The sequence below is a fragment of the Lacticaseibacillus sp. 30 genome (assembly GCF_053819265.1).
Window position 1 is genome coordinate 82460 of record NZ_JBSOQX010000003.1, and the last position, 22124, is coordinate 104583.

Genomic DNA, 22124 nt, shown 5'->3' on the forward strand with positions numbered 1-22124 from the left:
GGACCTGTTGTTTTTTTAGCGGATTGGTGCGGCAGGCTCGGCATACGGCAAGCAGTTCCTGTCTGCTTGGCAGATGGGTTAGAAAGGAAACTATGAATTATTCAAACTGGCGCTCTCGGCTGCAAAATTCAGCTTATGTGACCAATGCTATTTTAGCGGTTACCATTTTGGTCTTCCTTTTGGAGACTTTCTCTGGTGGCAGTACCAATAATAGCGTGTTGGTTTTCTACGGCGCGCGGCTGAATCCTTTGATTTTGTATGGTCAGTGGTGGCGATTGATGACACCAGTATTTGTCCACATCGGCTTAATGCACATTCTGGTTAACGGTTTCTCATTGTATTATTTGGGACAAATGACGGAACAACTATTTGGCCATTGGCGATTCTTTCTGTTGTACTTTATTTCGGGTTTTGCCGGCAATGTCGCGAGTTTTGCCTTTAGTCCTAACACACTTGCAGCAGGTGCCAGTACAGCAATTTTCGGTTTGCTCGGTGCCTGCTTGATGCTCGGCGACAGCTTCAAAGAAAATCCAGTGATTCGTCAGTTGGCGCGCCAATTCTTACTGTTGGTTGGCTTGAACTTACTGTTTAATCTGTTTTCCAGCGGCATTGATATTTTTGGTCACATTGGCGGTTTGCTTGGTGGCTTTCTTGCAGCAGGCATGTTGGGTGCTCCGGCACTTGGTCGCATGGGGACACCGCGGCGGATTGCTTCAGCTGTCACCTTGCTCTTCGGACTGGGCGCGTTGCTTTTCTTAGGATTTAACGCAGGCTAGTATGAAAACTTACTATGATGTTCTGCAATTATTAAAGGGGTTTGGTACGTTCATTCATGTTGGAAAGCGTGAGTGGGATATCGAACTGGCTGCACTTGAATTAGATCGGCTGCACAAAGCGCAGCTCATTGATGACAAGGTTTACCTGAATGCAAAAGTCGTGCTGCGGCATGCACACGCGCAAGAAGAGGCACATCCTTTAAATCATGAGCTGCCACTGCCCGCCGAAAAACGGAGGAATGACAAAGATGAATGACAAAAAATTAATTGGTGTCGATTTGGGCGGCACAACGGTTAAATTCGCGATCTTAACCACTGATGGTGAGATTCAACAGCGCTGGAGTATCGATACTAATATTTTGGATGAAGGCAGTCACATCTTGCCGGATATCATTGATTCGATCAACGAACATCTCAAACTCTACAAAATGACACCGAATGATTTTGTCGGTATCGGTATGGGCTCACCTGGTTCAGTTGATATTGAAGCAGGCACGGTAATTGGCGCTTACAACTTGAATTGGAAAACATTGCAGCAGGCTAAGAAGGATATTGAGGCTGGTACTGGGATTCCCTTTAGTATTGATAACGACGCCAATGTTGCTGCCTTGGGCGAACGTTGGAAAGGCGCTGGCGAAAATGACGCCAATGTAACTTTCGTAACGCTTGGCACAGGCGTTGGCGGCGGCATTATTGCCGATGGTAACTTATTGCATGGTGTTGCAGGCTCAGCAGGCGAACTCGGACACGTAACTGTTGATCCGGTCAATGGTTATCTCTGTACTTGCGGCAAACGCGGTTGTCTCGAAACTGTAGCCAGTGCGACTGGCGTTGTCCGGGTGGCCCGGGATATGGCTGAAGAATTCGCTGGCGACTCCAAACTGAAGCAGACGTTAGATGATGGCGATGAGATTTCTAGCAAAATTGTTTTTGATCTTGCCAAAACCGGCGACAAACTTGCGTTGATGATTGTTGACCGGGTTAGCTACTTTCTTGGCTTGGCATTGGCAAATGTCGGCAATCTGCTGAATCCGAAATTCATCGTCATTGGTGGCGGCGTTTCAGCAGCAGGCGACTTTTTGCTGAAGCGAGTTGATAAGTATTTCAAGGAAAATACGTTTCCGAATGTTCGGGAAACAACAAGTCTGCGTCTGGCAACGCTAGGTAACACTGCTGGCGTTATCGGAGCTGCCAGCCTTGCACTTAAGTAAGCGGAAGAAGGAGTCATACACGTGTTAACTTATCTGTTAATTTTTGTTGGATTGTTTCTGATTTATTGGGGTTTCAATTGGTTGTGGAGTTACTATCAAAAATCACGGTTTAAGGCTATCGGCGGCGAGATCACGCCCGATGACTTTGAACATACCATGCGTAAAGCACAGATTATTGACTTACGCGAGCGTAACGAATTCAAAGCGGGCCATATTCTCGGTGCCCGCGATATTCCTTATACGCAGTTGCGTGAACGGATGGGTGAAATGCGTCAAGATCTGCCGGTTTATCTCTATGACAAAACTGGCGTGCTCTCCTTGCGTGCTGCTCGGCGTTTACGCAAGAATGGTTTCGAAAAAATCAGTTGGCTAAAAGGCGGCTATGATAACTGGTCAGGCAAAACAAAAAAGAGCCCGACTAACTATTAGCCGCTACATAAACGCAAGAAAAAAGCAATCGAACTTGTCGATTGCTTTTTTGCTGATAGCGGCGCTCATTATGAACATACCGCTATTAACAGCTGGTGTTGCTTAACCTTGATGGGCTGAGAAACGCTTACGGTTAGCTTTACGCCGGTTATCGTTAATTTCATCGACCTTAGTTTCCACAGGTTCGATATAGTTTTTCTTAAAGGCAAAAACGCTACCGGCAATTGCGCCAAGGGTCATCAGCGTGCCAACAAAAAAGCCACGAGCAAATTTATGTTTCATGAAAATCCCCCCTGATTAATTATCTATGATACTGTTTTTATTATACTATACTATCGGAGCTTAATGAAATGGATAAACCAGCCAAACGGATTGTCATGATTGTCGGACCGACAGCTGTCGGAAAAAGTGACCTCGGCGTTTATTTAGCCCAGCAGCTACACGGTGAAGTGATTAACGGCGACGCCTATCAGATTTATCGCCACATGGACATTGGAACGGCGAAAATCACGCCAGAAGAGATGCAAGGGGTGCCACACCATTTATTGGATATCGCTGACCCTACCGTCGCATACTCGGTCGCCAAGTTTAAAAAGGCAGCGACGGCCATGATTGATACGGTGGCTGATCGGCAACAATTACCGATTCTGGTAGGCGGTACCGGTTTTTATCTTAATAGTTTGCGCTTAAATCTGCCTTTAGGCGGGAAGGCGCCGCCGACAGCTATTCGGCAGCGCTGGCAGGTGGCGCTAGCAACAAACGGTCAATCATGGTTGTGGCAGCAATTGGCACAGCGCGACCCAGATGCTGCGCAACAAATTGCGCCGGCCAATACGCGGCGGGTGATTCGTGCCTTAGAAGTCGGTGAATTAACTGGACGGCGCTTTTCTGACCAGCCACAACCAGCGCCGTTGTTCTCGACCTTGGTCATTGGCTTAACCACGGACCGAGCCGTTTTGTATGATCGAATTAATGCACGGGTGGATGCGATGATGCAGGCCGGGTTACTCGCTGAAGTTGAGCAGCTATTAAAAACCGTGCCAGCAGATGCACAGGCCATGCAGGCTATCGGCTACAAAGAGCTAGTGCCATATCTTCACGGTCAGGCTGAATTGGCGGATTCTGTTGCACTGATTAAGCAACATTCCCGGCATTTTGCTAAACGGCAGCTGACCTATTTTCGCAATCAGATGCCGACCCATTGGTTTGATCTGGTTGCGCATCCGGAAGACAAAAATGCCATTGTTACGTTGGTGCAACAGTGGCTTAAACAACGTTAACGCGAATACAGTCGTATCAATTTGGATATGAAGGCCGTCAACCAGATTGGCTAGGTTCGGCTTCGAACAAATCTGGTTGACGCCCATCTATGCACCGATTTCTAAACGCGCCTGTTCGCGCTCATTTAAAGGAGAAAAGTATCATGAGTTGGATGGATAAGTTTGATCCAAAATTACAGACAATGGCTAAAGAAGTTGACGCACAGATCGCGCCACAACTGGCAAAAATTGATGCGCGCATCTTGGAGAATCAGAATAAGGTTTTAACAAGTTTTCAAAACCATCATGTGGCAGAAAGTTATCTAACCGGATCAACCGGTTATGGTCATAATGATGAAGGCCGCGATGTCTTGGAGGCCATCTACGCCGATGTTTTAGGCGGCGAGGATGCACTGGTGCGGCCGCAATTTGTTTCTGGTACGCATGCAATTGGCGTTGCCTTATTAGGGTTGGTTCGGCCAGGTGACGATATTGTGTACATCACCGGTAAGCCGTACGATACTTTGCAGGAAGTACTAGGTTTAGCTGGCAACGGGATTGGCGCGCCGCAAGAATATGGCATTGGTGTTGATTATGTTGACCTGCTGCCAAACGGGGCGGTTGACGATGATGCTGTCAAAGCGCGGTTGAACGATAAGACCAAAGTGGTTGCTATTCAGCGATCTCGCGGTTATGCAACCCGCGATTCTTTCACCGTCGATCAAATCGCCGCGATGATCAAGGTTGTTCGCAGTGTTTTGCCGAATGTCTGGATCTTTGTCGATAATGCCTATGGCGAGTTCTCGGAAACCAAGGAACCATTGGAAGTCGGTGCTGATGTCATGGCCGGCTCGTTGTTTAAAAACGCAGGCGGTGGCATGGCCAAAACTGGCGGTTATATTGTCGGTAAAAAGGATCTGATTGACCGCATCAGTTATCGGTTCACGGTACCGGGTCTTGGCGGGGCTGAAGGGGCCACAGTCGATGCGTTGGCTGACATGTATCAAGGCTTCTTCATTTCGCCGCAAACCACAGGGAATGCCATTAAAGGCGCCATTTTCGAAGCAGCCTTGTTTGCTAAACTGGGGCTGGACGTCTCACCTGCTTGGGATGCACCGCGAACCGATTTGATTCAAACAGTCAACTTCGGCAATGCCGATGACATGGTGAAATTTGCTAAGGCTGTTCAAGCAAACTCGCCAGTTGACAGCTTTGTGACGCCGATTCCGGAAAAAATGGCCGGTTATGAGGATCAAGTCATTATGGCAGGCGGCACATTCGTTGCTGGTTCTACGATTGAATTTTCCGGTGATGGCCCGTTGCGCCCGCCGTATACGTTATACTTGCAAGGCGGGTTAACCTATGCGCATATTAAATTGGCGACCATGGGAGCTGCGCAGTCCACTTTCTTTGATAACTAGAATAGGCTAAGCAAAAAAACGCGATCAAGCTAATTGATCGCGTTTTTTGACGGCTATGAAAGTTGTTCATGAACAACATGAACATATGGCTGACCACCTGCACGAGCGGTAACGCCTTGGATTTCTGGGGTAAAGCCGGGGAAGTGCCGTATACCTTCAAAAAGTGTTTGAAAGTAACTGATCGCTTCCGGTCGCCAGCGTTCGCCAGGGACAACCACAAAGATTCCGGGCGGATAGGGCAGCGCGCCGTCGACTGCGATACGGCCCGTGGCTTGCTCCAGAGGGATGGTGTCAATTTGACCGCGAACAAAATAACGATCGGCGGCTTGCGGGGTCATGGCAGTGGGGATGGCGTTGGTGTTGGTAAACAAGTCACGTTGTTGCTCAGTTAGGTGCGCTTCTCGGAAAAAGTCCGACATGGTCTGACTTAGTTCGCGTAATGTTTGATGTGCATACGCCTCGCCAGTTTCAGCGACTAATTTTGGCAAACTTTCAGCAACGGTTTTATTTGCAAAATAATCGGCTTCAAACTGCGCTAACACTTGGCGCAATCGTTGCCAGTCTGGTCGAGCGGTTCCCGGCGTCACTAAAAAAAGCAGGCTATTTAGGTCGGCTTTTTCCGGAATAATGCCGTGGTCAAGTAAATAACGATCTACTAACCAACCGCTGATGCCAAATGCGGCTGTGTCGGGTAATAGCACGGTCACTTTACCTGGATCAAGAAATGCTTGATCAGGTTGAAGGCCTGCGAGTTGATGCCATGCAGCTTGTGGCGTCATGGACCAAGCCTCAGCAGTCTGAATGGCCTGATCAGCAGGCAAAGTTGTCAACTCAGGCGGTTCGTAAGCAGAAAAGAGTCGCGAATCGTTGAGCGAGCGGCGAAAGCCGAGTGCTGCTCGAATGGCATCTTGCCAGATTTTTTGTCCGCGAGCACCTTGATTAATGGCAGTGTTGGCGACTAATGACGCGTAAAGCGGATAATTGTAGCTGGTCGTAACATGTTTTAAGTACGCGTGGTTGAACTGTTCGTGACCGACATATCGCGCTTGTCCCTTAATATGGGCATCTTTTTTATGAATCTGTGATGCCTGGCCAAACCCGGATTGCTGTTTGTGGACACTTTGGGTGACGATGATACCAGGGTCAGTCGGCGCAAGCGGTACCTGCAGGGGATCCATGGTCGTCATTGCTGGAATAAACGGCTCATAACCACCCCAAGCTGCATCGAAAGCAATGTAGTCGGTTAAAGGCCCAAAAAGATCGATTAACTGACGGACATTTGGCACAATGCCATCAAAGGTTTCTAGTTCAAGAATTGTCAGTCGAAATGGCCGCGATTGATGTGCCTTTTCGGGAGCCACCGCTACGGCCATTTGTCGCAGACTTTCATGGGTTAGATTCTGTAAATCGATCGGACCAATCAAACCACGTTTCGTTCGAAGTGTATCCAAATAAACCGGGCGGGCATCATTTTGAACGAGTGCCGCGTTATAAAAAGATTTGTGGTTATTCCGATCGAATAAAACCAAATCGCCTGGCGTGAGCAATGCACTGGCCACAATGTTATTCGATCCAGTCGTGCCGTTGGTCACAAAATAAGTTTCATCGGCATGATATAACTGCGCTGTCGCTTCTTCGGCAGCTAGCGGGGTGCCCCCATGTGTTAACATATCGCCCAAAGAAGTGACGACATCGCTGGTATCGCTAGCGAAGAAAGTTGGGCCGTAAGCCTGATGAAGTAAGTAACCTGCTGGTGCTAAGTCGTCGTAGTGACCGCTGTGGTGGCCAGGAGTCGCAAAGCTGGTTGGGTCCGCCTTCGCATAGTCCAGTAAGTCGCGAATGAATGCTGGTACCATGGTTTGCTCATAAGCTTGTGCAGCAGCAGTAATCTGAGCCATCGTTGCGGTATTAAGTGTATCGATGTTGGTGACTGTCAGCTGACCAGTGTGACTGATTGGTATCTGGCCGATGATAAAAGTTGGTAAGGGTAATTGGCTGGCCACAAGCTGAGTGAGCGTTGCAGTGTCAGAGGCATCGATGATTGCTGCGCCAAAGGCAGCTAACGGTGCCGCAGTTAAACAACGCCAATTGGTGGGCAGTATCCTTGCTGCTACTTTTTCTGAGTAGCCGATATATAAGTGCATGCCTGCGAGTTCCTTTCAAAATAGATTCAGTTGATTTTAACATAATGTTAAACGGAAAATTTTTAGAGTGACTTCAAAGACTGTGTCTTCGATGCCTTCTATTCGTGCCAACAGTCTGAGCCGGCAGTGTGATGATGTGATTGGTGGTGGGATGATAGCGACATAGCGGTTGGAAACGGTTGCGCGTTACCAGAGATGATGACCGTCTTTTTATTTATTGGTCTATGGCATCTTCATTTTGAAAACAAAAAAAGGGTATCTTTTTATTTGAATGTCAGAAAAGCTTACATCTGCCGTTGACACGCCTTATATGGTTTGATAACCTGACATTGTTGTAAAGGAGGATGCCTATGGCTGAGATCGCTGATCTGAGAACGCGATCGGTTCTGCCGATTGGTACAGTCATGTTATTGACTGATTTAACCGCGCGCCAGATTCGTTATTATGAAGCGCAAGGGTTGGTTCAACCTGCACGAAACGCTGGTAATCATCGGACATACTCGCTGAATAATGTTAATGAATTGCTTGAGATTCGCAGTCAAATGGCAGACGGTTTCACGCTTGCCGACGTAAAGCGACTCAAGCATCCCCGACATCATGAAGACAGCGATGCCGAAGTGCGGCAAGTACTGCGAGACGAGTTGTTAAACCAGAGTCGACTGAACCAGAGTCCCGATCCCGGTCCAGCCATAGGCTTCCGCCAATCACACTAAAGATAGGAGTTCACGTATATGGCAAGAAAAACAATTACCGCTGATGAGATTCGTCAGACTGTTAAGGATGAAAATGTTTTGTTCCTGCGCCTGATGTTCACTGACATTAACGGAATCGTTAAGAACGTTGAGGTCCCAATTTCTCAATTGGAGAAGGTCCTCAATAACAAGATCACCTTTGATGGCTCCTCGATTGATGGCTTTGTCCGGATCGAAGAAAGTGATATGCTACTGTTTCCGGATCTCGACACATGGTTATTGTTCCCTTGGGAAAACGATCACGGTAAGATTGCGCGTTTGATCTGCTCCGTTCATCGTCCTGATGGCAGTCCTTTTGCTGGTGATCCACGGAATAACTTGATTCGGGTCGTGAACGAAATGAAGGAGGCTGGTTTTACTTCATTTAATATTGGACCAGAACCAGAATTCTTCCTGTTTAAGATGGATGAAAATGGCAATCCGACGACTCAGTTGAACGACAAGGGCTCCTACTTTGATTTTGCACCATTAGATTTAGGCGAAAACTGTCGGCGTGATATCGTCCTTGAACTCGAAAAAATGGGCTTTGAAGTCGAAGCTTCTCACCATGAAGTTGCGCCAGGCCAGCATGAAATTGACTTCAAGTATGCTGATGCCTTAGAAGCTGCTGACAACATTCAAACCTTTAAACTTGTGGTTAAAACGATTGCCCGCAAGCATGGGCTTTATGCAACCTTCATGCCAAAACCACTCCACGGTATTAACGGTAGTGGGATGCATATCAACATGAGTCTTTTCCATGACAAGGGCAATGCTTTCTTCGATGCCAATACGGATGACCAGTTGAGCGAAACTGCCATGCATTTTCTCGCCGGGGTTCTGCGTCACGCTTATGCTTTAACCGCTATTAATAACCCAACTGTGAACTCCTACAAGCGTTTGGTTCCTGGTTTTGAAGCGCCAGTTTATGTTGCTTGGTCAGGCAAGAACCGGTCACCGTTGATTCGTGTGCCACAATCTCGTGGATTGTCCACGCGACTGGAACTGCGGTCAGTTGATCCAACCGCTAATCCATACTTAGCCATCGCCGGGATTCTCCAAGCCGGTTTAGATGGTGTGACTAAGAAATTGAAGCCGGAAGAAGCCGTTGATCGCAACATTTATCGGATGCAAGACGATGAACGGAAAGCAAATCATATTCAAGACCTCCCATCAACTTTGCACAATGCTTTGAAGGCATTAGCGGCTGATGATGTGGTCAAGGCTGCCCTGGGTAAACATTTGTATCAAAGTTTCATGGACTCAAAGAACCTCGAATGGTCCGCTTATCGTCAGCAGGTTTCTGAATGGGAACGGCAACAATATCTGGAGCTTTACTAAACCAGACAACCCAAAAGCTGTTGCTGTCACCGTTGAAGCAAGTTGATTGAACAGTTAAGTAAGAAAAAAGGAGATGTCAGGCCGACTCGGCGTTTGATATCTCCTTTTTTGATGCATTATGCATGAAAAAAACTGGTGAGCATCTTATTAAGTTAAATGCGGTAAGGGAGAGTGATGCTGCTATTAGCCAAATCAATTTGATAATGAGTTGTTTTGATCGGGCGAATAGTTTGGGCCATATCTGCCCCATGAATGACCAAAGCGAGTTGACGACCAGCTGGCAGATGATAGTGGGTGGGTTGGAGATCCAAACTGATATGGAACGGTTGGCCGGGCGTAATACTTTGCACTTCGTAAGCATTTTTTGGATTTTGCAGGTTGATATGGCCAAGCGAGATCAACTTGCTTGGTGTCGGTTTAGCCGTTGGTTTGAATTCGAGAATGTCTGTTGTTTTATAATCAAAACCAAGTTGAAGACCGTTTAAGGCTACCGTTGCCGCGGTTTCACCGAATCGCTTGGCCATTCCTAAATCAATGAGGCGAACACTGAGAATACCTGTTGGGGCATCAATGGCCAGCGTTAGCTCTAAGTGCGGAATGCCTTCCAGTGTTTGGTCGCGCTCAAGTGGCGGCTGCGTGAGCCACAAGCGGCTATTGGCATAAGCACTGTTAGGGGTGATGATGGCAGTCTCGAAACTGGCACTGGTATCATGCTGGGCATTAAAAGTTGCTGTTGCGTGATCGGTAAATTGATCCGTGGCCGCCTCGAAATCCGTTTTTAGATTGCGAGTGTTGGTCACATGCTCTGCTGCTGGGCTGGCAAAATTCTGATAGGCCGACCAAGTCTGAACAGCAACATTATCTTGCACAACAACATTTGGTAAAACATCTTCGGCGCCATTCGCCTCACCAAGCAATTCATGTGTGAGCCACAAATTCATCATATCTAGAAAATCTAATGAGCGAACATTGTGGACGTAAACGTGCTGGCCTTGATGCAAAACCAGTTTCTTTTGAATTGGCAGGTCTGCGATGGCCTCCCAAAACTTGATGGCGTTTGTAGGTTTTACGTTCCAATCATTAAGACCATGGATCAACACCACATCTGCCTTGACCTTGTTAGCGTTTTTCCGGTAGTTGCGCGCATCCCACCATGTGTTGTAAGCGCCAGTTGTTCGATCCTGATCGTGAGTGATCGTAGCAAGATGCTTTTCCCAAGCTTGTTTGATGTTAATCAGGTCGCCGCCAGACTTTTGCCGGGAGAAGGTATCCACAGCCAGAACATCCGCATCTTCACCTTGGAAACCACCAGGGGCCACTACGAGACCATTTTCACGGTAGTAGTCATACCAGCTGGAAATGCCAGCGTCGGCAACAATTGTCTTGAGACCGTCAACCCCAGTTGTGGCCGCCGCCATGGCTAAGGTAGCCAGGTAGGATTTGCCGGTCATAGCGACAAGACCGGTTGACCACCAAGCTTTGATGGTAATACCATCTGTTCGGTTCGTAAAAGCGCGGCGTTTACCGGTTAGCCACTCGATGACAGCAACAGCACCATCGGTTTCTTCTGGGCCACCGGTTGTCCGAAAGCCGTCGGAATAGCGAGTGCCAACACCTGCCGAATAAACCACAGCAAAGCCACGGGCGAGAAAATAATCGTTAAAGGCATACATACTGTTTTCTTCGGCATAAGCCTCGGCCTGTGTCGCCTCGCCATTAACTGGATGATGAGGCAAGTTGGCAGGCTCTTCAGGATTTGCCGTAACTTCAGCTTTCGAGGCTCCGTGTGTTTTAACAGCTAAGGTCGTTTCCGGCACGTGCGTCACTGCAGTCACATCGTTGGTTCCATGAAAATAAGGATTTGCAGTAAATAACACGGGCACTTTAAGCCCTTGATCTGTGGCTTTCGGGCGGTAAATAGTCGCTTCGAGCAAGTCCCGTTGGCCATCGTGATCGGTATCCATATCCGATTCGATCCAAACAACTTCACGAACCGCCTGCCGCGCATCAAAAACTTGTTGGACTTTGCCGTTAAAAAGAAGGTGGGTCGGTTTTTTCTGTTTTTTCTGGAAGTCCTTTAAAAAACCGCGATTAGCTAGATCATCCAAATAACTAACCAAATGCTTGGTTCGCGTATTTAACAATAGATAAACAGCCTTGAGCAAATCAGCGGTGCTCGTTAGATCGTGATCGAGGCTTGGTAACTTGGTTGCAGTCATCATTTTAAATGGATCATTCAGGTCAAAGTCAGTGAAAGCTTCGAAGCCAAGTAGTTGTAGCGCCACATTATAAAAGTCACGGCGCGTCATTTTGGATGGTTTTTTCGCCAACCATGCTGCTAGTGTTTGGTCCATGTTGACTGCTACTTGGGCGAGCTTATCTTTCTTTGCGGCTAAAGTATAAGCCTCTGGAAAAAAAGCATTGAAAAGGTCGGTCGCACTTTGACTAAAAGTGTCATCAGGATCGGCTTGCAGGCCAATCTGCTTAAGCTCCGCTACTTGCACCTTGAAGTCAGGTGTCAAACGGGCAAATTGATTTAATTTCATCAGCATTGTCTTCCTTTATGAGAAAATTGTGATAAATTCAGTGTAGCGGTCTCATTGACTGCTTTCAACTATATCCGTCTAACTTGCGTATCGGATGATCTTCCTCATAGAACCCGTTGACGGCCTGTCGCGCTTCTCGTATACTTAATAACGATTTGTACCAGTAGCTCAGTTGGATAGAGCAACGGTCTTCTAAACCGTTTGTCCCGGGTTCGAATCCCGGCTGGTACATAAAACTTACAAATGCCATGAAGCATTGCTGTGACGACGGACTACCCGTGACTAAGCAGGAGAACAATGCATCAGGCTTTTTTTGTATCTACGAGTTGTTAGTTCGAAATGTTGACATGAGTCACGACAATGAAGGTGTTTATTGATGGAAATGGGTCCAATTTCAGAGTGGGTTGCGGGTATATCTGAATTTCTTGCCGTTTGTGTTGCCTTGTTTTTACCTTATTATCACAAGCGTAAAGAGGAACAAAGAAAAGTCCGAAATTTGAAAACGGCCATTAAAAAGTTAGGTGCAGAGGCAATGGTAGGCGATCAGGATGCCATCAAAGCCTTAAACATCTACTTAACTGTTTCTTTTTTGAGTGATACAAATGCTGATATTGAAGCATTAGTCATTCAAGGTCGCGAATTGCTTGATCAAGTCAAAAAGTTACCGGCCAAGACCGATGGCACGTACGACGAGGCCATAACGAAGGCTAAATTGCTTTTAAATCAGATTAGTTAAAGCCGGTTTGAGCGTTGCTATCTTGATTTATCCCGTCAAAAGCAAGTCAGTTAGCAATCATTGTGTTTTTTAATGCTTGACATACTAACAAAAAGTGAGTAGTATAACCTTCATCGCTACCTGAGACCATTCAAACTATTTTTTAAAGAATGGAGGGATTACGATGTCATATCGAATCCAACTCAACATGAAGACGCAAGAATTTATCGCTATTGACTCAAGCAATGCCAAACACATTGGAAAAGGCAACACGATCGAAAAAGCGTTACAACAATTGAAGAAGTAACTAAAGGCTGCTGAACTGAACAATCAGCGGCTTTTTTTGTGCCGTCGTTTCAAAGACTTACGAGTCAAAATATTTGGAAGCTTTTCCTAGAACAAACCATTTCTTTTCAGCAATCGTGTTTTAAGTGATAGCGTAAGGGGTTGTTGGCTACAATGCGGCCTCCAAAATTCAAAAATTCAGTAAAATAATTACGCGCATCTATGGTATATTAAAGGTCCTTGGCAGGGGCAGGCTCGGAGATCTTTTCTGAGCCTTTTTCTTTTGCCGTCCTGCTCAATTAAACGATTTCTTGTTGAAAGAAGATGGCTCGTATATAATTCTTCAAGGAGGTGACAGCTTATCATTATATTACTTAACCTTTTAATTCTTCTCGTGACCGGTGCTTTGCTGATCGTTGTGACCACACAATTGGCTCAACCGGTCAATTGGATTGTGGATGCTATTCTAGTCATTAGTTTACTGTTAATTAATGCCGCACTTGGTGGTTGGATGACCATCTTTACGATGATATACATCCTTTACATGCTGGCAGTCATTGCTGGTGTCTGGCTTTTTCGAAAAAGGCACAGTTGATGGTTTCTAGATTAAAACGTGATTACTGAAGGCGGTGCCGTGGCTTTCAACTTTTGGTTGAAACGCGTTCGCTAGGCCAGAAACATCCATATGAGAGTCTTGAAGGTGGCATGTTTAAAAAGCAGCACGGCTTGTGACATACCGGTTTCTAAACGCACCAATCTACGCGCTTGTTGTTTGTCTTGCAACTTGACGTCGTCTCTGGTAATATTAGTCCGTTGTATTTGGCACCCCTCCTATGCAACCGCACAATGTTGGGTTTTTAAGCGTAAGCACCCAACTTGGCGAGTCTTCAGGGGAAAAGCCGAAAGGCAAAACAGGAGGTGCACACAGTGTACGCAATTATCAAAACCGGCGGCAAGCAATACAAGGCAGAGGTTGGCGAAGCCATCTATGTCGAAAAACTCGACGCTGACGAAGGCAAACAAGTTACTTTTGATGAAGTCATCATGGTTGCAGGCGAAGGTGACGCCAAGATTGGCACACCAACCGTCAAAGGCGCGACCGTAACTGGCAAGGTCGAAAAACAAGGGCGCGAGAAAAAGGTTGTTACTTACAAGTACAAGCCTAAGAAGCACTCTCATCAAAAGAAGGGTCACCGTCAACCATACACGAAGGTCGTTATTGACGCGATCAACGCTTAAGAGGTCAGCATAGTTATGATCAAGGCAATTTTTCATCGAGATGAACATGGTGATATCGTCAGCTTCTCGTTGACGGGTCATGCCGATGCCGGTAAAACCGGTAAGGATATTGTATGTGCCGCTGTTTCTGCGGTGAGCATTGGTGCCGTTAACGGCATTGAAGGCTTAGCAGGGTTTGAACCTGATGTCATTGCGGATGAAGTCCATGGTGGGCATCTCCAGATGGCAATTAAAACCGCCATTACCGGCGAACAGCTACACATCAGTCAGATTCTGTTGGAAAATTTATTGCTCGAATTACAGAGCATCCAAGACCAATATCCTGATCGTTTGACGATTACTACTAAACAACTTGAACAAAATTAATCCTCGGAGGTGTACGTTATGTTAAAGATGAATCTGCAATTCTTCTCTCACCATAAAGGTGGCGGCTCAACATCCAACGGTCGTAATTCTGCTGGCCGGCGTTTGGGCAGCAAGCGTGCCGATGGCCAATTCGTTAAGGCAGGCAATATCTTGTATCGTCAGCGCGGTACCAAGATTCACCCTGGCGAAAACGTTGGTCGCGGCGGCGATGATACCTTGTTCGCGACTGCTGACGGCGTTGTAAAATTTGAACGCTTCGGCCGTGACAAGAAGAAGGTTTCAGTTTATCCGGCAGCAGCTGCTGAATAAAGACTAGACGTCCCGGTAACGGGGCGTCTTTTTTTCAGAGAAAACAAAGCATGAGTCAGTAAAGGAGCGATTTGGATGGATCGAATGACAGCATTGCAGGCGCGAATTCAGGATAAAAAACTGGATGGCTTTTTTGTTACCGATACGAAGAACGTGACTTATTTGACCGGCTTTACAGGTGAAGAAAGCACCTTGCTTGTAACCCCGCAAAAGGCTTATTTTATGACTGATTCGCGATTTACCGAACAGTTTAAGCAGCAAGTACATAATGCCGAAATGATTTTGCATCAGGACAGCATGTTTAAGGCCGTTGGCAAGCTGGCCAATCGCTTGCAACTGACTAGAATCGGTTTTGAAGCAGTTCACTTAAATTATGCCGATTATGAAGCATTTGATTTGCTCACACAAGGAACTTTAGTACCAACCCGTGACTTTGTCGAAACGCAACGCGAGATCAAGGATGCCAATGAATTGGCGTTAATCACACAAGCTATCGCTATTGCCGAAAAGGGCTATCAACATGTCATTGCTACGATCAAACCAGGCATGCGTGAAATTGATGTCGCCAATGACTTAGATTTCTTCATGCGCGGACTTGGCGCCAGCAATGTTTCTTTTGAAACGATTGTCGCTTCCGGGACGCGCTCAGCGATGCCCCATGGTGCGGCAACAGAGAAGAAAATTGAAAAAGGCGATATTGTCACGCTTGACTGGGGGTGTATCTACCACGGATACATGTCTGATTTAACCCGCACGTTTGCGGTGGGCGAACCAGATCCTAGGTTGAAGACCATTTATCAAATTGTCTATCAAACGAATCAAAAAGTGCAAAAAGCTTTAAAACCAGGTGTTCTTGGCCGAGTCATCAATGACTTAGCTCACAACACAATCAATGATGCTGGTTATGGGAAGTACTTTGGCCACGGAACAGGCCATGGCATCGGTTTGTCAATTCATGAAGGACCCGGCGCTTGGGGACCGTATCTAGACGTGCCGGCTGCTAAGGGCAATGTTGTCACGGATGAGCCTGGTATTTATGTACCGGATCTTGGCGGCGTTCGGATTGAGGACGATTTATTAGTGACTGCTGCGGGTAGTCAAAGCTTGAGTCAACCAGCACCTAGTGAGTTGTTGGTGCTGTAAGTTACGTGCCAGAAGCTGACTTGTGAGTCAAATCGGTTAGCTTATTGATTTTTGGCTAAAACGCGTTCGTCAGCCCAGAAACCTGCATGTAAGGACCCTGAGCGCAATGACCAAGGCCCGGTCATCACGTTCAGGGCCGCTTACGTCTGGATTACCATTGGCAAGCTCGCTAATTTTTGCTGAAACGCGTTCGCAGGTGCAGAAACCTACACATAAGGACCTGAAGCCTAAATGGCCAAAACCCGACCATTTAGGCTTCAGGCCGCTTATGCTCCGGTTTCTAAACGCGCCTGCTCACGCTCTGATTGAAACGCGTTCGTCAGCCCAGAAACCTGCATGTAAGGACCCTGTGCGCAATGACCAAGGCCCGGTCATCACGTTCAGGGCCGCTTACATTCCGGTTTCTAACCGGGCTGACTCACGCTCTGCTGTTGCAAGCATTCGCAGTGCTTGCTAGAATAGGTTTAGTTTACGACTGAATGTATGGAGGAAGTTCATGATATCTGTTAATGATTTTAAAAATGGTTTGACGATTGAGGTCGACGGTGACCTTTGGCGAATTGTCGAGTTTCAGCATGTTAAGCCAGGTAAGGGTTCTGCTTTCGTGCGTTCAACCCTTAAGAACCTGCGTACAGGTGCCGTTCAAGAAAAAACGTTCCGCTCAACTGAAAAAGTTGAAAAGGCGCAAATTGACAGCAAGAACATGCAATACTTGTATGCCGATGGGGACAATTATGTCTTCATGGATACCGATACTTATGACCAATTGACGCTTCCCGGCGACGAGATCCGCGATCAATTGAATTATTTGAAAGAAAATATGAATGTCAAAATTATCATGCATGGTAATGAAACGCTTGGAATTGAGTTGCCAAAGACTGTTGATTTAGTGGTTAAAGAAACAGAACCTGGCATTCGTGGTAACACAAGTAGCGGTGGTTCTAAACCAGCAACGATGGAAACAGGGTTGGTCGTGCAGGTACCGTTTTTCATCAATGTTGACGATGTTTTAACGATCAATACTGATGATGGCACCTACATTTCACGCGCCAACAACTAGGGCTTAGGAGGTTCTCACGATGGCTGAAGAAACAAATATCATATTAGCGAATCGCACCGATGCACAGGGGACTATTGAGATTGTTCCTGAAGTTTTGGAAGTCATCTTGGGCATCGCGGCTAGTCAAGTAGATGGTGTCTATCAAATGCGCGGCTCACTGGGTGCTTCAATTAACGCCTGGTTCGGCCGGGCTAATCATGGCAAAGGCGTCAGTGTGACGGTGACGGATGATCAGATTGCCGCTGACGTTTATGTGTATCTAGACTATGGCGTCTCGGTTCCTAAAGTGGCACTGACGATGCAGGAACGGTTACGGGAACAGCTTTTGTTCATGACAGATTTGACGCTCAGCGAGGTTAATGTCCACGTTGTTGGCATCATTCCAGAAAAAGCTGAAAAAGTTGACCCTGATAATCTGTTCAACGACGATGATACCGACACTGACGATGCAGAAAGCGCTAGCGGCAAGGATGACGAATAAGATGGAATCACGACATGCGATCCGTGAGGCTGCTTTTCAGGCGCTGTTTGCCTTGGCAACCAATCCGGAAGCTGATAAAGATGCGGTGTATGCCGAAGTTTTACCTCAAGATACCGAGGTGCCGGCTTATTTAACCACGCTGGTTGAGGGTGTTTTGAGTAAACAGGCTGATTTGGATGCTGCCTTGACGCCGCAATTAAAAAAAGGCTGGACCCTTAGTCGCTTGACGAAGCCGGATTTAATCATCCTGCGATTAGGTCTATACGAAATTCGTTATGAAGAAGCGATGCCGGAAGCTGCGGCGATTAATGAGGCCATCAATTTGGCAAAGCGTTACAGCGATGATCAATCAGCCAAGTTTGTGAATGGCATTTTGGCGAACTTCATTCAAGCAACGCCGCAAGCATAAGTCAACCGGTCAAAGGCATTTGCTTTGACCGGTTTTGATTTATCTTGCTTTGGTCGTACTATGTTCGCATATTGATAAGTGACGATTGCGCGCAACAAGCGCCGATAAAATGAGGAGTGAAGCTCTTGGCAACCCGACTAGATGGCAGAGCAGTTTCAAAGAAAATACTGGCAGACCTTAAGCAAACCATTGCTGAATTGGCACAACACGATGTGACGCCGACATTGGCAGTTGTTTTGGTGGGATCAAATCCGGCCAGTGAGGTTTATGTACGTAATAAACAGCGCCGTGCAGAAGATATTGGCGTGCGTTCTTTAATGTTTCGAATGCCTGAAGCGACAACGCAGGCGGACTTGCTGGCGAAGGTTGCCGAGTTGAATCATGATCCCGATATTGATGCTATTTTGGTTCAGTTGCCGTTACCAGCAGGACTTGATGAACAGGCGGTGATTGATGCTATCGATCCTGATAAAGATGTTGACGGGTTTAGTCCGGTTAGTGTAGGGCGGTTATGGGCCAATGAACCAACTGTTGTGGCGTCCACGCCTTATGGCATCATGGCGTTGTTGGATGCTTATGATATTGATGTTGCGGGCAAACGGGTTGTGATCATTGGCCGTTCAAACATTGTCGGTCGGCCGCTGGCTGGTTTAATGGTCAATCACGATGCCACCGTCACAATTGCGCATAGTAAAACCCGTGATCTTAAACAGCTGGCAAAAGAAGCTGATATTTTGGTGGTTGCTGTTGGGGTGCCGCATTTTATTGGTGCCGATGCGGTGAAACCAGGTGCAGTGGTCATTGACGTTGGTATTTCGCGTGGAGCTGACGGTAAGCTACTTGGGGATGTTGACGAAGCCGCGGTGGCGCCGATTGCCAGCGCCATCACGCCAGTACCAGGTGGTGTGGGGCCAATGACAATTGCTTCGCTCATGGCCCAGACAGTGACCTTGGCTAAGAGGCGAGCAAATGGTTGATGCCAGTCAATATTTAAGCGTCACGGCACTCACTCAATATCTCAAACGCAAATTTGATGCGGACCCTTACCTTGCCAAAGTCTATCTGACGGGTGAAATTTCCAATTATCGCAAACGTGTAGGTAATCAGTATTTCTCACTCAAAGACGATCACGCTAAAATCGGTGCGCTGATGTTTCGTAATGCCTTCAGCAAGGTTCAATTTGACCTTGAGGAAGGTATGAAAGTCCTAGTTGTTGGGCGAGTCAGTTTATATGAACCCAGCGGCGAATATCGTTTAATTGTCGAACATCTCGAACCAGATGGTGTGGGTGCGCTTTATCAAGCTTTTGAGCAACTGAAGAAAAAGTTGGCGGCTGAAGGGCTATTTGACCGCAACCAACGACCACTGCCACTCTTTCCCAAACGGGTGGCAGTTGTGACCAGCCCAAGTGGTGCCGTCATTCAAGATATCATGACGACGGTCGCACGCCGCTATCCGATTTTGCAATTAACGCTGTTCCCGGCAGTTGTCCAAGGCGATCAAGCCGCCGATTCACTGGTGAAACGATTAAACCAGATTAAAACAATAGGTGGATTCGATGCTGTGATTATTGGCCGCGGTGGTGGTTCAATTGAAGATCTTTGGCCTTTTAACGAGGAAAAAGTTGCGCGCGCATTGGTCGACATGCCGATGCCGGTTGTCAGCTCAGTGGGGCATGAAACCGATACAACCATTACCGATTTTATTGCCGATCGACGGGCGGCAACGCCAACTGCTGCGGCGGAAATTGTAACGCCCGTGACATTGATTGATGCGCTTAATCGAATTTCTGAAGATCGGGTGCGACTGGTCAATGCCATGCATAATCGGCTCAAAAATGCCGCGATTCGAGTGCAGCGTTCTGCACAAAGTGTTGTGTTGACGCAACCGGATCGACTTTATGATCAATACGTTCAGCGAGTCGATCAATTTCAACAACGGCTACAACAGAGTATGCATAATCGCCTGCGCGATGCTGATCATCGTTTGGCAATGGCAACTTCCCAATTGGATGGCCGGCAACTGTTTATCCGATTGGTCAATTTGCAGCGGCAAGTGACTGGGGATCGTCATCGCTTGGATCAAGCGATGCGCGGTTTGGTGAAAACTAAGCGTCAGGCATTTGCTAGTGCCGTGAGTGGCCTTGATCACCTAAGTCCGTTAAAAATCTTGGGCCGCGGATTTGCTTACGTGACCGATGAACAAGGTCAGATGCTGAAAAGTCTAAGTGACTACGAGCTAGATCAAGATATTCATATTCACGTGGCTGATGGACAAGTCGGCGCACACGTCACCACAAAGGAGAAAACACATGGCTGAACCTACTTTTGAAGAGAAACTTGCACAATTGGAAAACATCGTGAATCAGCTTGAGCAAGGCGATGTACCGCTGGAAAAGGCATTAGATCAATTTAAAGCCGGTGTTAAATTGAGTCAGGACCTTGAGAAAACATTAAAAACTGCAGAAAAAACCGTTACCGAAATGGTCAGTGACGATGGGACGACGCAACCATTTTCGCCAAAGGATGATCAGCAATGAGCCCTATGTTAGCAGGATGGCGCACAGCCGTTGAACAGACGTTGGACGAGCAATTAGCTGCTGTTGCTAACCCGCATTTGCGAGCGGCAATGGTTTATTCCGTAGAGGCAGGTGGCAAGCGCCTGCGACCATTGTTGTTGTTGAGTGTCGTGGCGATGTATGACGGTGTGATTGCTGATGCACTGCCGGCTGCTGCTGCTTTGGAATATGTGCATACTTATTCATTGATTCACGATGATCTGCCGGCAATGGACGACGATGATCTGCGCCGCGGGAAGCCGACCAATCATAAGCAGTTTGGCGAAGCCTTAGCGATTTTGGCTGGCGATGCCTTGCTGACCGATGCGTTTGCTATTTTAAGCCGCCAGTACCCTGAAAAAGGCGTCGCATGTGTGCAGATTCTGGCCGAAGCCGCTGGCAGCAACGGTATGGTTGGTGGCCAAGTGCTCGATATGGACGGTGAAAACGAGCAGTACCATCTCGAAACTTTGAAACGCATGCATGAAGCTAAGACTGGCGCCTTGATCCAAGCCGCAATCGCGATGGGCGGGCTGTTTGTGACCATTCCGGAGACTGACCAAACAGCACTGGCTGATTTTTCGGCCGCTTTTGGCTTAGGATTTCAAATTAAAGATGATATTAACGATGTGACCAAAACAACGGCTGAACTCGGAAAAACGGCTGATAAAGATGTCATTGAGCATAAGAACACTTTTCCCGAGTTATTGGGGTTGGACGGTGCTATCCAAGCTTTGCAGGTAGAAATTGCAAAAGCTGAGACGGCGTTAAACGAATTGACAGTTGACGCGGCGCCATTGGCTGAGATTTTGGCGGTGTTGAAAGCATGACAAAAATCAAAAAAGAACGCGTTGATGTTTTGCTAGTTGAACAAGGTTTATTTGAATCTCGTGAGCAAGCAAAGCGATCAGTGATGGCTGGCGAAGTCTATGATCAGAACAATCAGCGACTCGACAAACCAGGCGTAAAAATTGCTGGCGATGCTATTTTGCATGTGAAAGGCAAAAAAATGCCTTATGTCAGTCGCGGTGGGTTGAAGTTAGCGAAAGCCTTGAAAGTCTTCAATATTGACTTGAAGGACAAAACCGTTTTGGATATCGGGGCCTCGACCGGCGGCTTCACAGACGTTGCCTTACAAAACGGCGCCAAGATGAGTTATGCATTAGACGTTGGCTATAATCAATTGGCGTGGAAACTGCGTGAAGATCCTCGGGTCAAAGTAATGGAGCGGGTTAACTTTCGGTATAGTAAGCCGGAAGACTTCACTGATGGTCCAGTTGAGTTTGCAATGACGGATGTCAGCTTTATTTCATTAAAGCTTATTTTGCCGCCGTTAAAAGCAATTCTGATTCCCGGTGGTCATGCGGTTGCCCTCATTAAGCCGCAATTTGAGGCGGGGCCTGCTAATGTTGGCAAACACGGGATTGTTCGCGATCCGCAGGTCCACCGAGACGTGCTGAAAATGATCGTTGATTTCGCACTTGAGGCTGGATACGATGTCTTGGGATTGGATTACAGTCCGATCAAAGGCGGCGAAGGTAATATTGAATTTTTAATTCATCTGCAAAATAGTGCGCAAACGCCTGGGAAAATGGCGCCTGATGTCGATATTGAAGAAACTTTGACTGCCGCTTATGGTGATTTACATCGGCCATAATGAATATTTATGCAAAAACTTGGTATCTGTCTAGTTCGTGCGCTA

26 protein-coding genes, 1 tRNA gene and 1 other annotated feature are annotated in these 22124 nt (G+C 47.1%); of the genes, 24 read left to right on the forward strand and 3 right to left on the reverse strand.

Annotated features, from left to right (window positions below):
* Window positions 1-92: 92 nt before the first annotated feature.
* The 4 genes from ACWPAB_RS03035 to ACWPAB_RS03050 are packed head-to-tail and all read left to right on the forward strand — an operon-like array spanning window position 93 to window position 2416.
* Window positions 93-776, forward strand: a complete 684-nt coding sequence (locus ACWPAB_RS03035; protein WP_003564613.1) for a rhomboid family intramembrane serine protease — start codon at window positions 93-95, stop codon at window positions 774-776.
* Window position 777: 1 nt separating this feature from the next.
* On the forward strand, window positions 778-1032 hold the full coding sequence (locus ACWPAB_RS03040; protein ID WP_003579510.1) for a YqgQ family protein: 255 nt from the start codon (window positions 778-780) through the stop codon (window positions 1030-1032).
* Window positions 1025-1987 carry an ROK family glucokinase gene (locus ACWPAB_RS03045; protein ID WP_052916029.1) on the forward strand — a complete coding sequence of 321 codons (963 nt, stop codon included), beginning with the start codon at window positions 1025-1027 and terminating at the stop codon, window positions 1985-1987. Before ACWPAB_RS03040 ends, ACWPAB_RS03045 begins: the two co-directional genes overlap by 8 nt.
* 21 nt (window positions 1988-2008) lie before the next feature.
* Window positions 2009-2416 carry a rhodanese-like domain-containing protein gene (locus ACWPAB_RS03050; RefSeq protein WP_003579508.1) on the forward strand — a complete coding sequence of 136 codons (408 nt, stop codon included), beginning with the start codon at window positions 2009-2011 and terminating at the stop codon, window positions 2414-2416.
* Between the two features lie 102 nt (window positions 2417-2518).
* On the opposite strand, the gene ACWPAB_RS03055 is transcribed toward ACWPAB_RS03050, so the two are convergent.
* Complete coding sequence (locus ACWPAB_RS03055) at window positions 2519-2698, reverse strand: DUF3042 family protein (protein WP_003564621.1); 180 nt, start codon at window positions 2696-2698, stop codon at window positions 2519-2521.
* A gap of 68 nt (window positions 2699-2766) precedes the next feature.
* Between ACWPAB_RS03055 and miaA the strand changes: the two genes are divergently transcribed.
* Window positions 2767-3696: a tRNA (adenosine(37)-N6)-dimethylallyltransferase MiaA gene (gene miaA, locus ACWPAB_RS03060; protein WP_003575364.1), complete on the forward strand. Its 930-nt coding sequence runs from the start codon at window positions 2767-2769 to the stop codon at window positions 3694-3696.
* 143 nt (window positions 3697-3839) lie between these two features.
* Window positions 3840-5096, forward strand: a complete 1257-nt coding sequence (locus ACWPAB_RS03065; protein ID WP_003584635.1) for a methionine gamma-lyase family protein — start codon at window positions 3840-3842, stop codon at window positions 5094-5096.
* 53 nt (window positions 5097-5149) lie between these two features.
* On the opposite strand, the gene ACWPAB_RS03070 is transcribed toward ACWPAB_RS03065, so the two are convergent.
* Window positions 5150-7240, reverse strand: coding sequence for an Orn/Lys/Arg family decarboxylase (locus tag ACWPAB_RS03070; protein ID WP_003584633.1), 2091 nt, complete (start codon window positions 7238-7240; stop codon window positions 5150-5152).
* Between the two features lie 350 nt (window positions 7241-7590).
* Here ACWPAB_RS03070 and ACWPAB_RS03075 point away from each other — a divergent pair, with 350 nt between their 5' ends.
* The gene (locus ACWPAB_RS03075; protein ID WP_003564630.1) at window positions 7591-7953 is read left to right on the forward strand and encodes a MerR family transcriptional regulator; all 363 of its coding nucleotides are present in this window, start codon (window positions 7591-7593) and stop codon (window positions 7951-7953) included.
* A gap of 18 nt (window positions 7954-7971) precedes the next feature.
* Window positions 7972-9312 (forward strand): type I glutamate--ammonia ligase, encoded by a 1341-nt coding sequence (gene glnA / locus ACWPAB_RS03080; protein ID WP_003564632.1) that lies wholly within the window; start codon window positions 7972-7974, stop codon window positions 9310-9312.
* Window positions 9313-9464: 152 nt separating this feature from the next.
* Here the strand turns inward: glnA and ACWPAB_RS03085 are convergent, their stop codons facing one another.
* Window positions 9465-11858, reverse strand: coding sequence for a Xaa-Pro dipeptidyl-peptidase (locus tag ACWPAB_RS03085; RefSeq protein WP_003588045.1), 2394 nt, complete (start codon window positions 11856-11858; stop codon window positions 9465-9467).
* Between the two features lie 157 nt (window positions 11859-12015).
* On the opposite strand from ACWPAB_RS03085, the gene ACWPAB_RS03090 reads away from it, so the two are divergent.
* The 16 genes from ACWPAB_RS03090 (at window position 12016) to ACWPAB_RS03165 (ending at window position 22079) form a co-directional block, all read left to right on the forward strand.
* A tRNA-Arg gene (locus ACWPAB_RS03090) sits at window positions 12016-12089 on the forward strand.
* Window positions 12090-12234: 145 nt separating this feature from the next.
* Entirely contained in the window at window positions 12235-12594 is a 360-nt protein-coding gene (locus ACWPAB_RS03095) for a hypothetical protein (RefSeq protein ID WP_003575352.1), read from the forward strand.
* Between the two features lie 163 nt (window positions 12595-12757).
* Window positions 12758-12880, forward strand: coding sequence for a hypothetical protein (locus ACWPAB_RS03100; RefSeq protein WP_003564638.1), 123 nt, complete (start codon window positions 12758-12760; stop codon window positions 12878-12880).
* 372 nt (window positions 12881-13252) lie between these two features.
* Window positions 13253-13453: a hypothetical protein gene (locus ACWPAB_RS03105; protein ID WP_003564640.1), complete on the forward strand. Its 201-nt coding sequence runs from the start codon at window positions 13253-13255 to the stop codon at window positions 13451-13453.
* Between the two features lie 232 nt (window positions 13454-13685).
* Window positions 13686-13755: a sequence feature (ribosomal protein L21 leader region), on the forward strand.
* Window positions 13756-13785: 30 nt separating this feature from the next.
* Window positions 13786-14097 carry a 50S ribosomal protein L21 gene (gene rplU, locus ACWPAB_RS03110; protein WP_003564642.1) on the forward strand — a complete coding sequence of 104 codons (312 nt, stop codon included), beginning with the start codon at window positions 13786-13788 and terminating at the stop codon, window positions 14095-14097.
* A gap of 15 nt (window positions 14098-14112) precedes the next feature.
* Window positions 14113-14463, forward strand: coding sequence for a ribosomal-processing cysteine protease Prp (locus ACWPAB_RS03115; RefSeq protein WP_003564644.1), 351 nt, complete (start codon window positions 14113-14115; stop codon window positions 14461-14463).
* A gap of 18 nt (window positions 14464-14481) precedes the next feature.
* On the forward strand, window positions 14482-14772 hold the full coding sequence (gene rpmA / locus ACWPAB_RS03120) for a 50S ribosomal protein L27 (protein ID WP_003564659.1): 291 nt from the start codon (window positions 14482-14484) through the stop codon (window positions 14770-14772).
* A 75-nt stretch (window positions 14773-14847) separates the two neighbouring features.
* The gene (locus tag ACWPAB_RS03125; RefSeq protein ID WP_003588041.1) at window positions 14848-15915 is read left to right on the forward strand and encodes a M24 family metallopeptidase; all 1068 of its coding nucleotides are present in this window, start codon (window positions 14848-14850) and stop codon (window positions 15913-15915) included.
* A gap of 496 nt (window positions 15916-16411) precedes the next feature.
* The gene (gene efp, locus ACWPAB_RS03130) at window positions 16412-16975 is read left to right on the forward strand and encodes an elongation factor P (RefSeq protein WP_003564662.1); all 564 of its coding nucleotides are present in this window, start codon (window positions 16412-16414) and stop codon (window positions 16973-16975) included.
* Between the two features lie 19 nt (window positions 16976-16994).
* The gene (locus ACWPAB_RS03135) at window positions 16995-17456 is read left to right on the forward strand and encodes an Asp23/Gls24 family envelope stress response protein (RefSeq protein ID WP_003564665.1); all 462 of its coding nucleotides are present in this window, start codon (window positions 16995-16997) and stop codon (window positions 17454-17456) included.
* Window position 17457: 1 nt separating this feature from the next.
* Window positions 17458-17865: a transcription antitermination factor NusB gene (nusB, locus tag ACWPAB_RS03140; protein ID WP_003579493.1), complete on the forward strand. Its 408-nt coding sequence runs from the start codon at window positions 17458-17460 to the stop codon at window positions 17863-17865.
* 125 nt (window positions 17866-17990) lie between these two features.
* On the forward strand, window positions 17991-18842 hold the full coding sequence (gene folD, locus ACWPAB_RS03145) for a bifunctional methylenetetrahydrofolate dehydrogenase/methenyltetrahydrofolate cyclohydrolase FolD (RefSeq protein ID WP_003575343.1): 852 nt from the start codon (window positions 17991-17993) through the stop codon (window positions 18840-18842).
* Window positions 18835-20184: an exodeoxyribonuclease VII large subunit gene (xseA, locus tag ACWPAB_RS03150; RefSeq protein ID WP_003584615.1), complete on the forward strand. Its 1350-nt coding sequence runs from the start codon at window positions 18835-18837 to the stop codon at window positions 20182-20184. The genes folD and xseA overlap by 8 nt, the downstream gene beginning before the upstream one ends.
* Window positions 20177-20404 (forward strand): exodeoxyribonuclease VII small subunit, encoded by a 228-nt coding sequence (locus ACWPAB_RS03155; RefSeq protein WP_003564675.1) that lies wholly within the window; start codon window positions 20177-20179, stop codon window positions 20402-20404. The genes xseA and ACWPAB_RS03155 overlap by 8 nt, the downstream gene beginning before the upstream one ends.
* The gene (locus tag ACWPAB_RS03160) at window positions 20401-21252 is read left to right on the forward strand and encodes a polyprenyl synthetase family protein (protein WP_003606834.1); all 852 of its coding nucleotides are present in this window, start codon (window positions 20401-20403) and stop codon (window positions 21250-21252) included. The genes ACWPAB_RS03155 and ACWPAB_RS03160 overlap by 4 nt, the downstream gene beginning before the upstream one ends.
* The gene (locus tag ACWPAB_RS03165; protein WP_003564679.1) at window positions 21249-22079 is read left to right on the forward strand and encodes a TlyA family rRNA (cytidine-2'-O)-methyltransferase; all 831 of its coding nucleotides are present in this window, start codon (window positions 21249-21251) and stop codon (window positions 22077-22079) included. Before ACWPAB_RS03160 ends, ACWPAB_RS03165 begins: the two co-directional genes overlap by 4 nt.
* Window positions 22080-22124 lie beyond the last annotated feature (45 nt).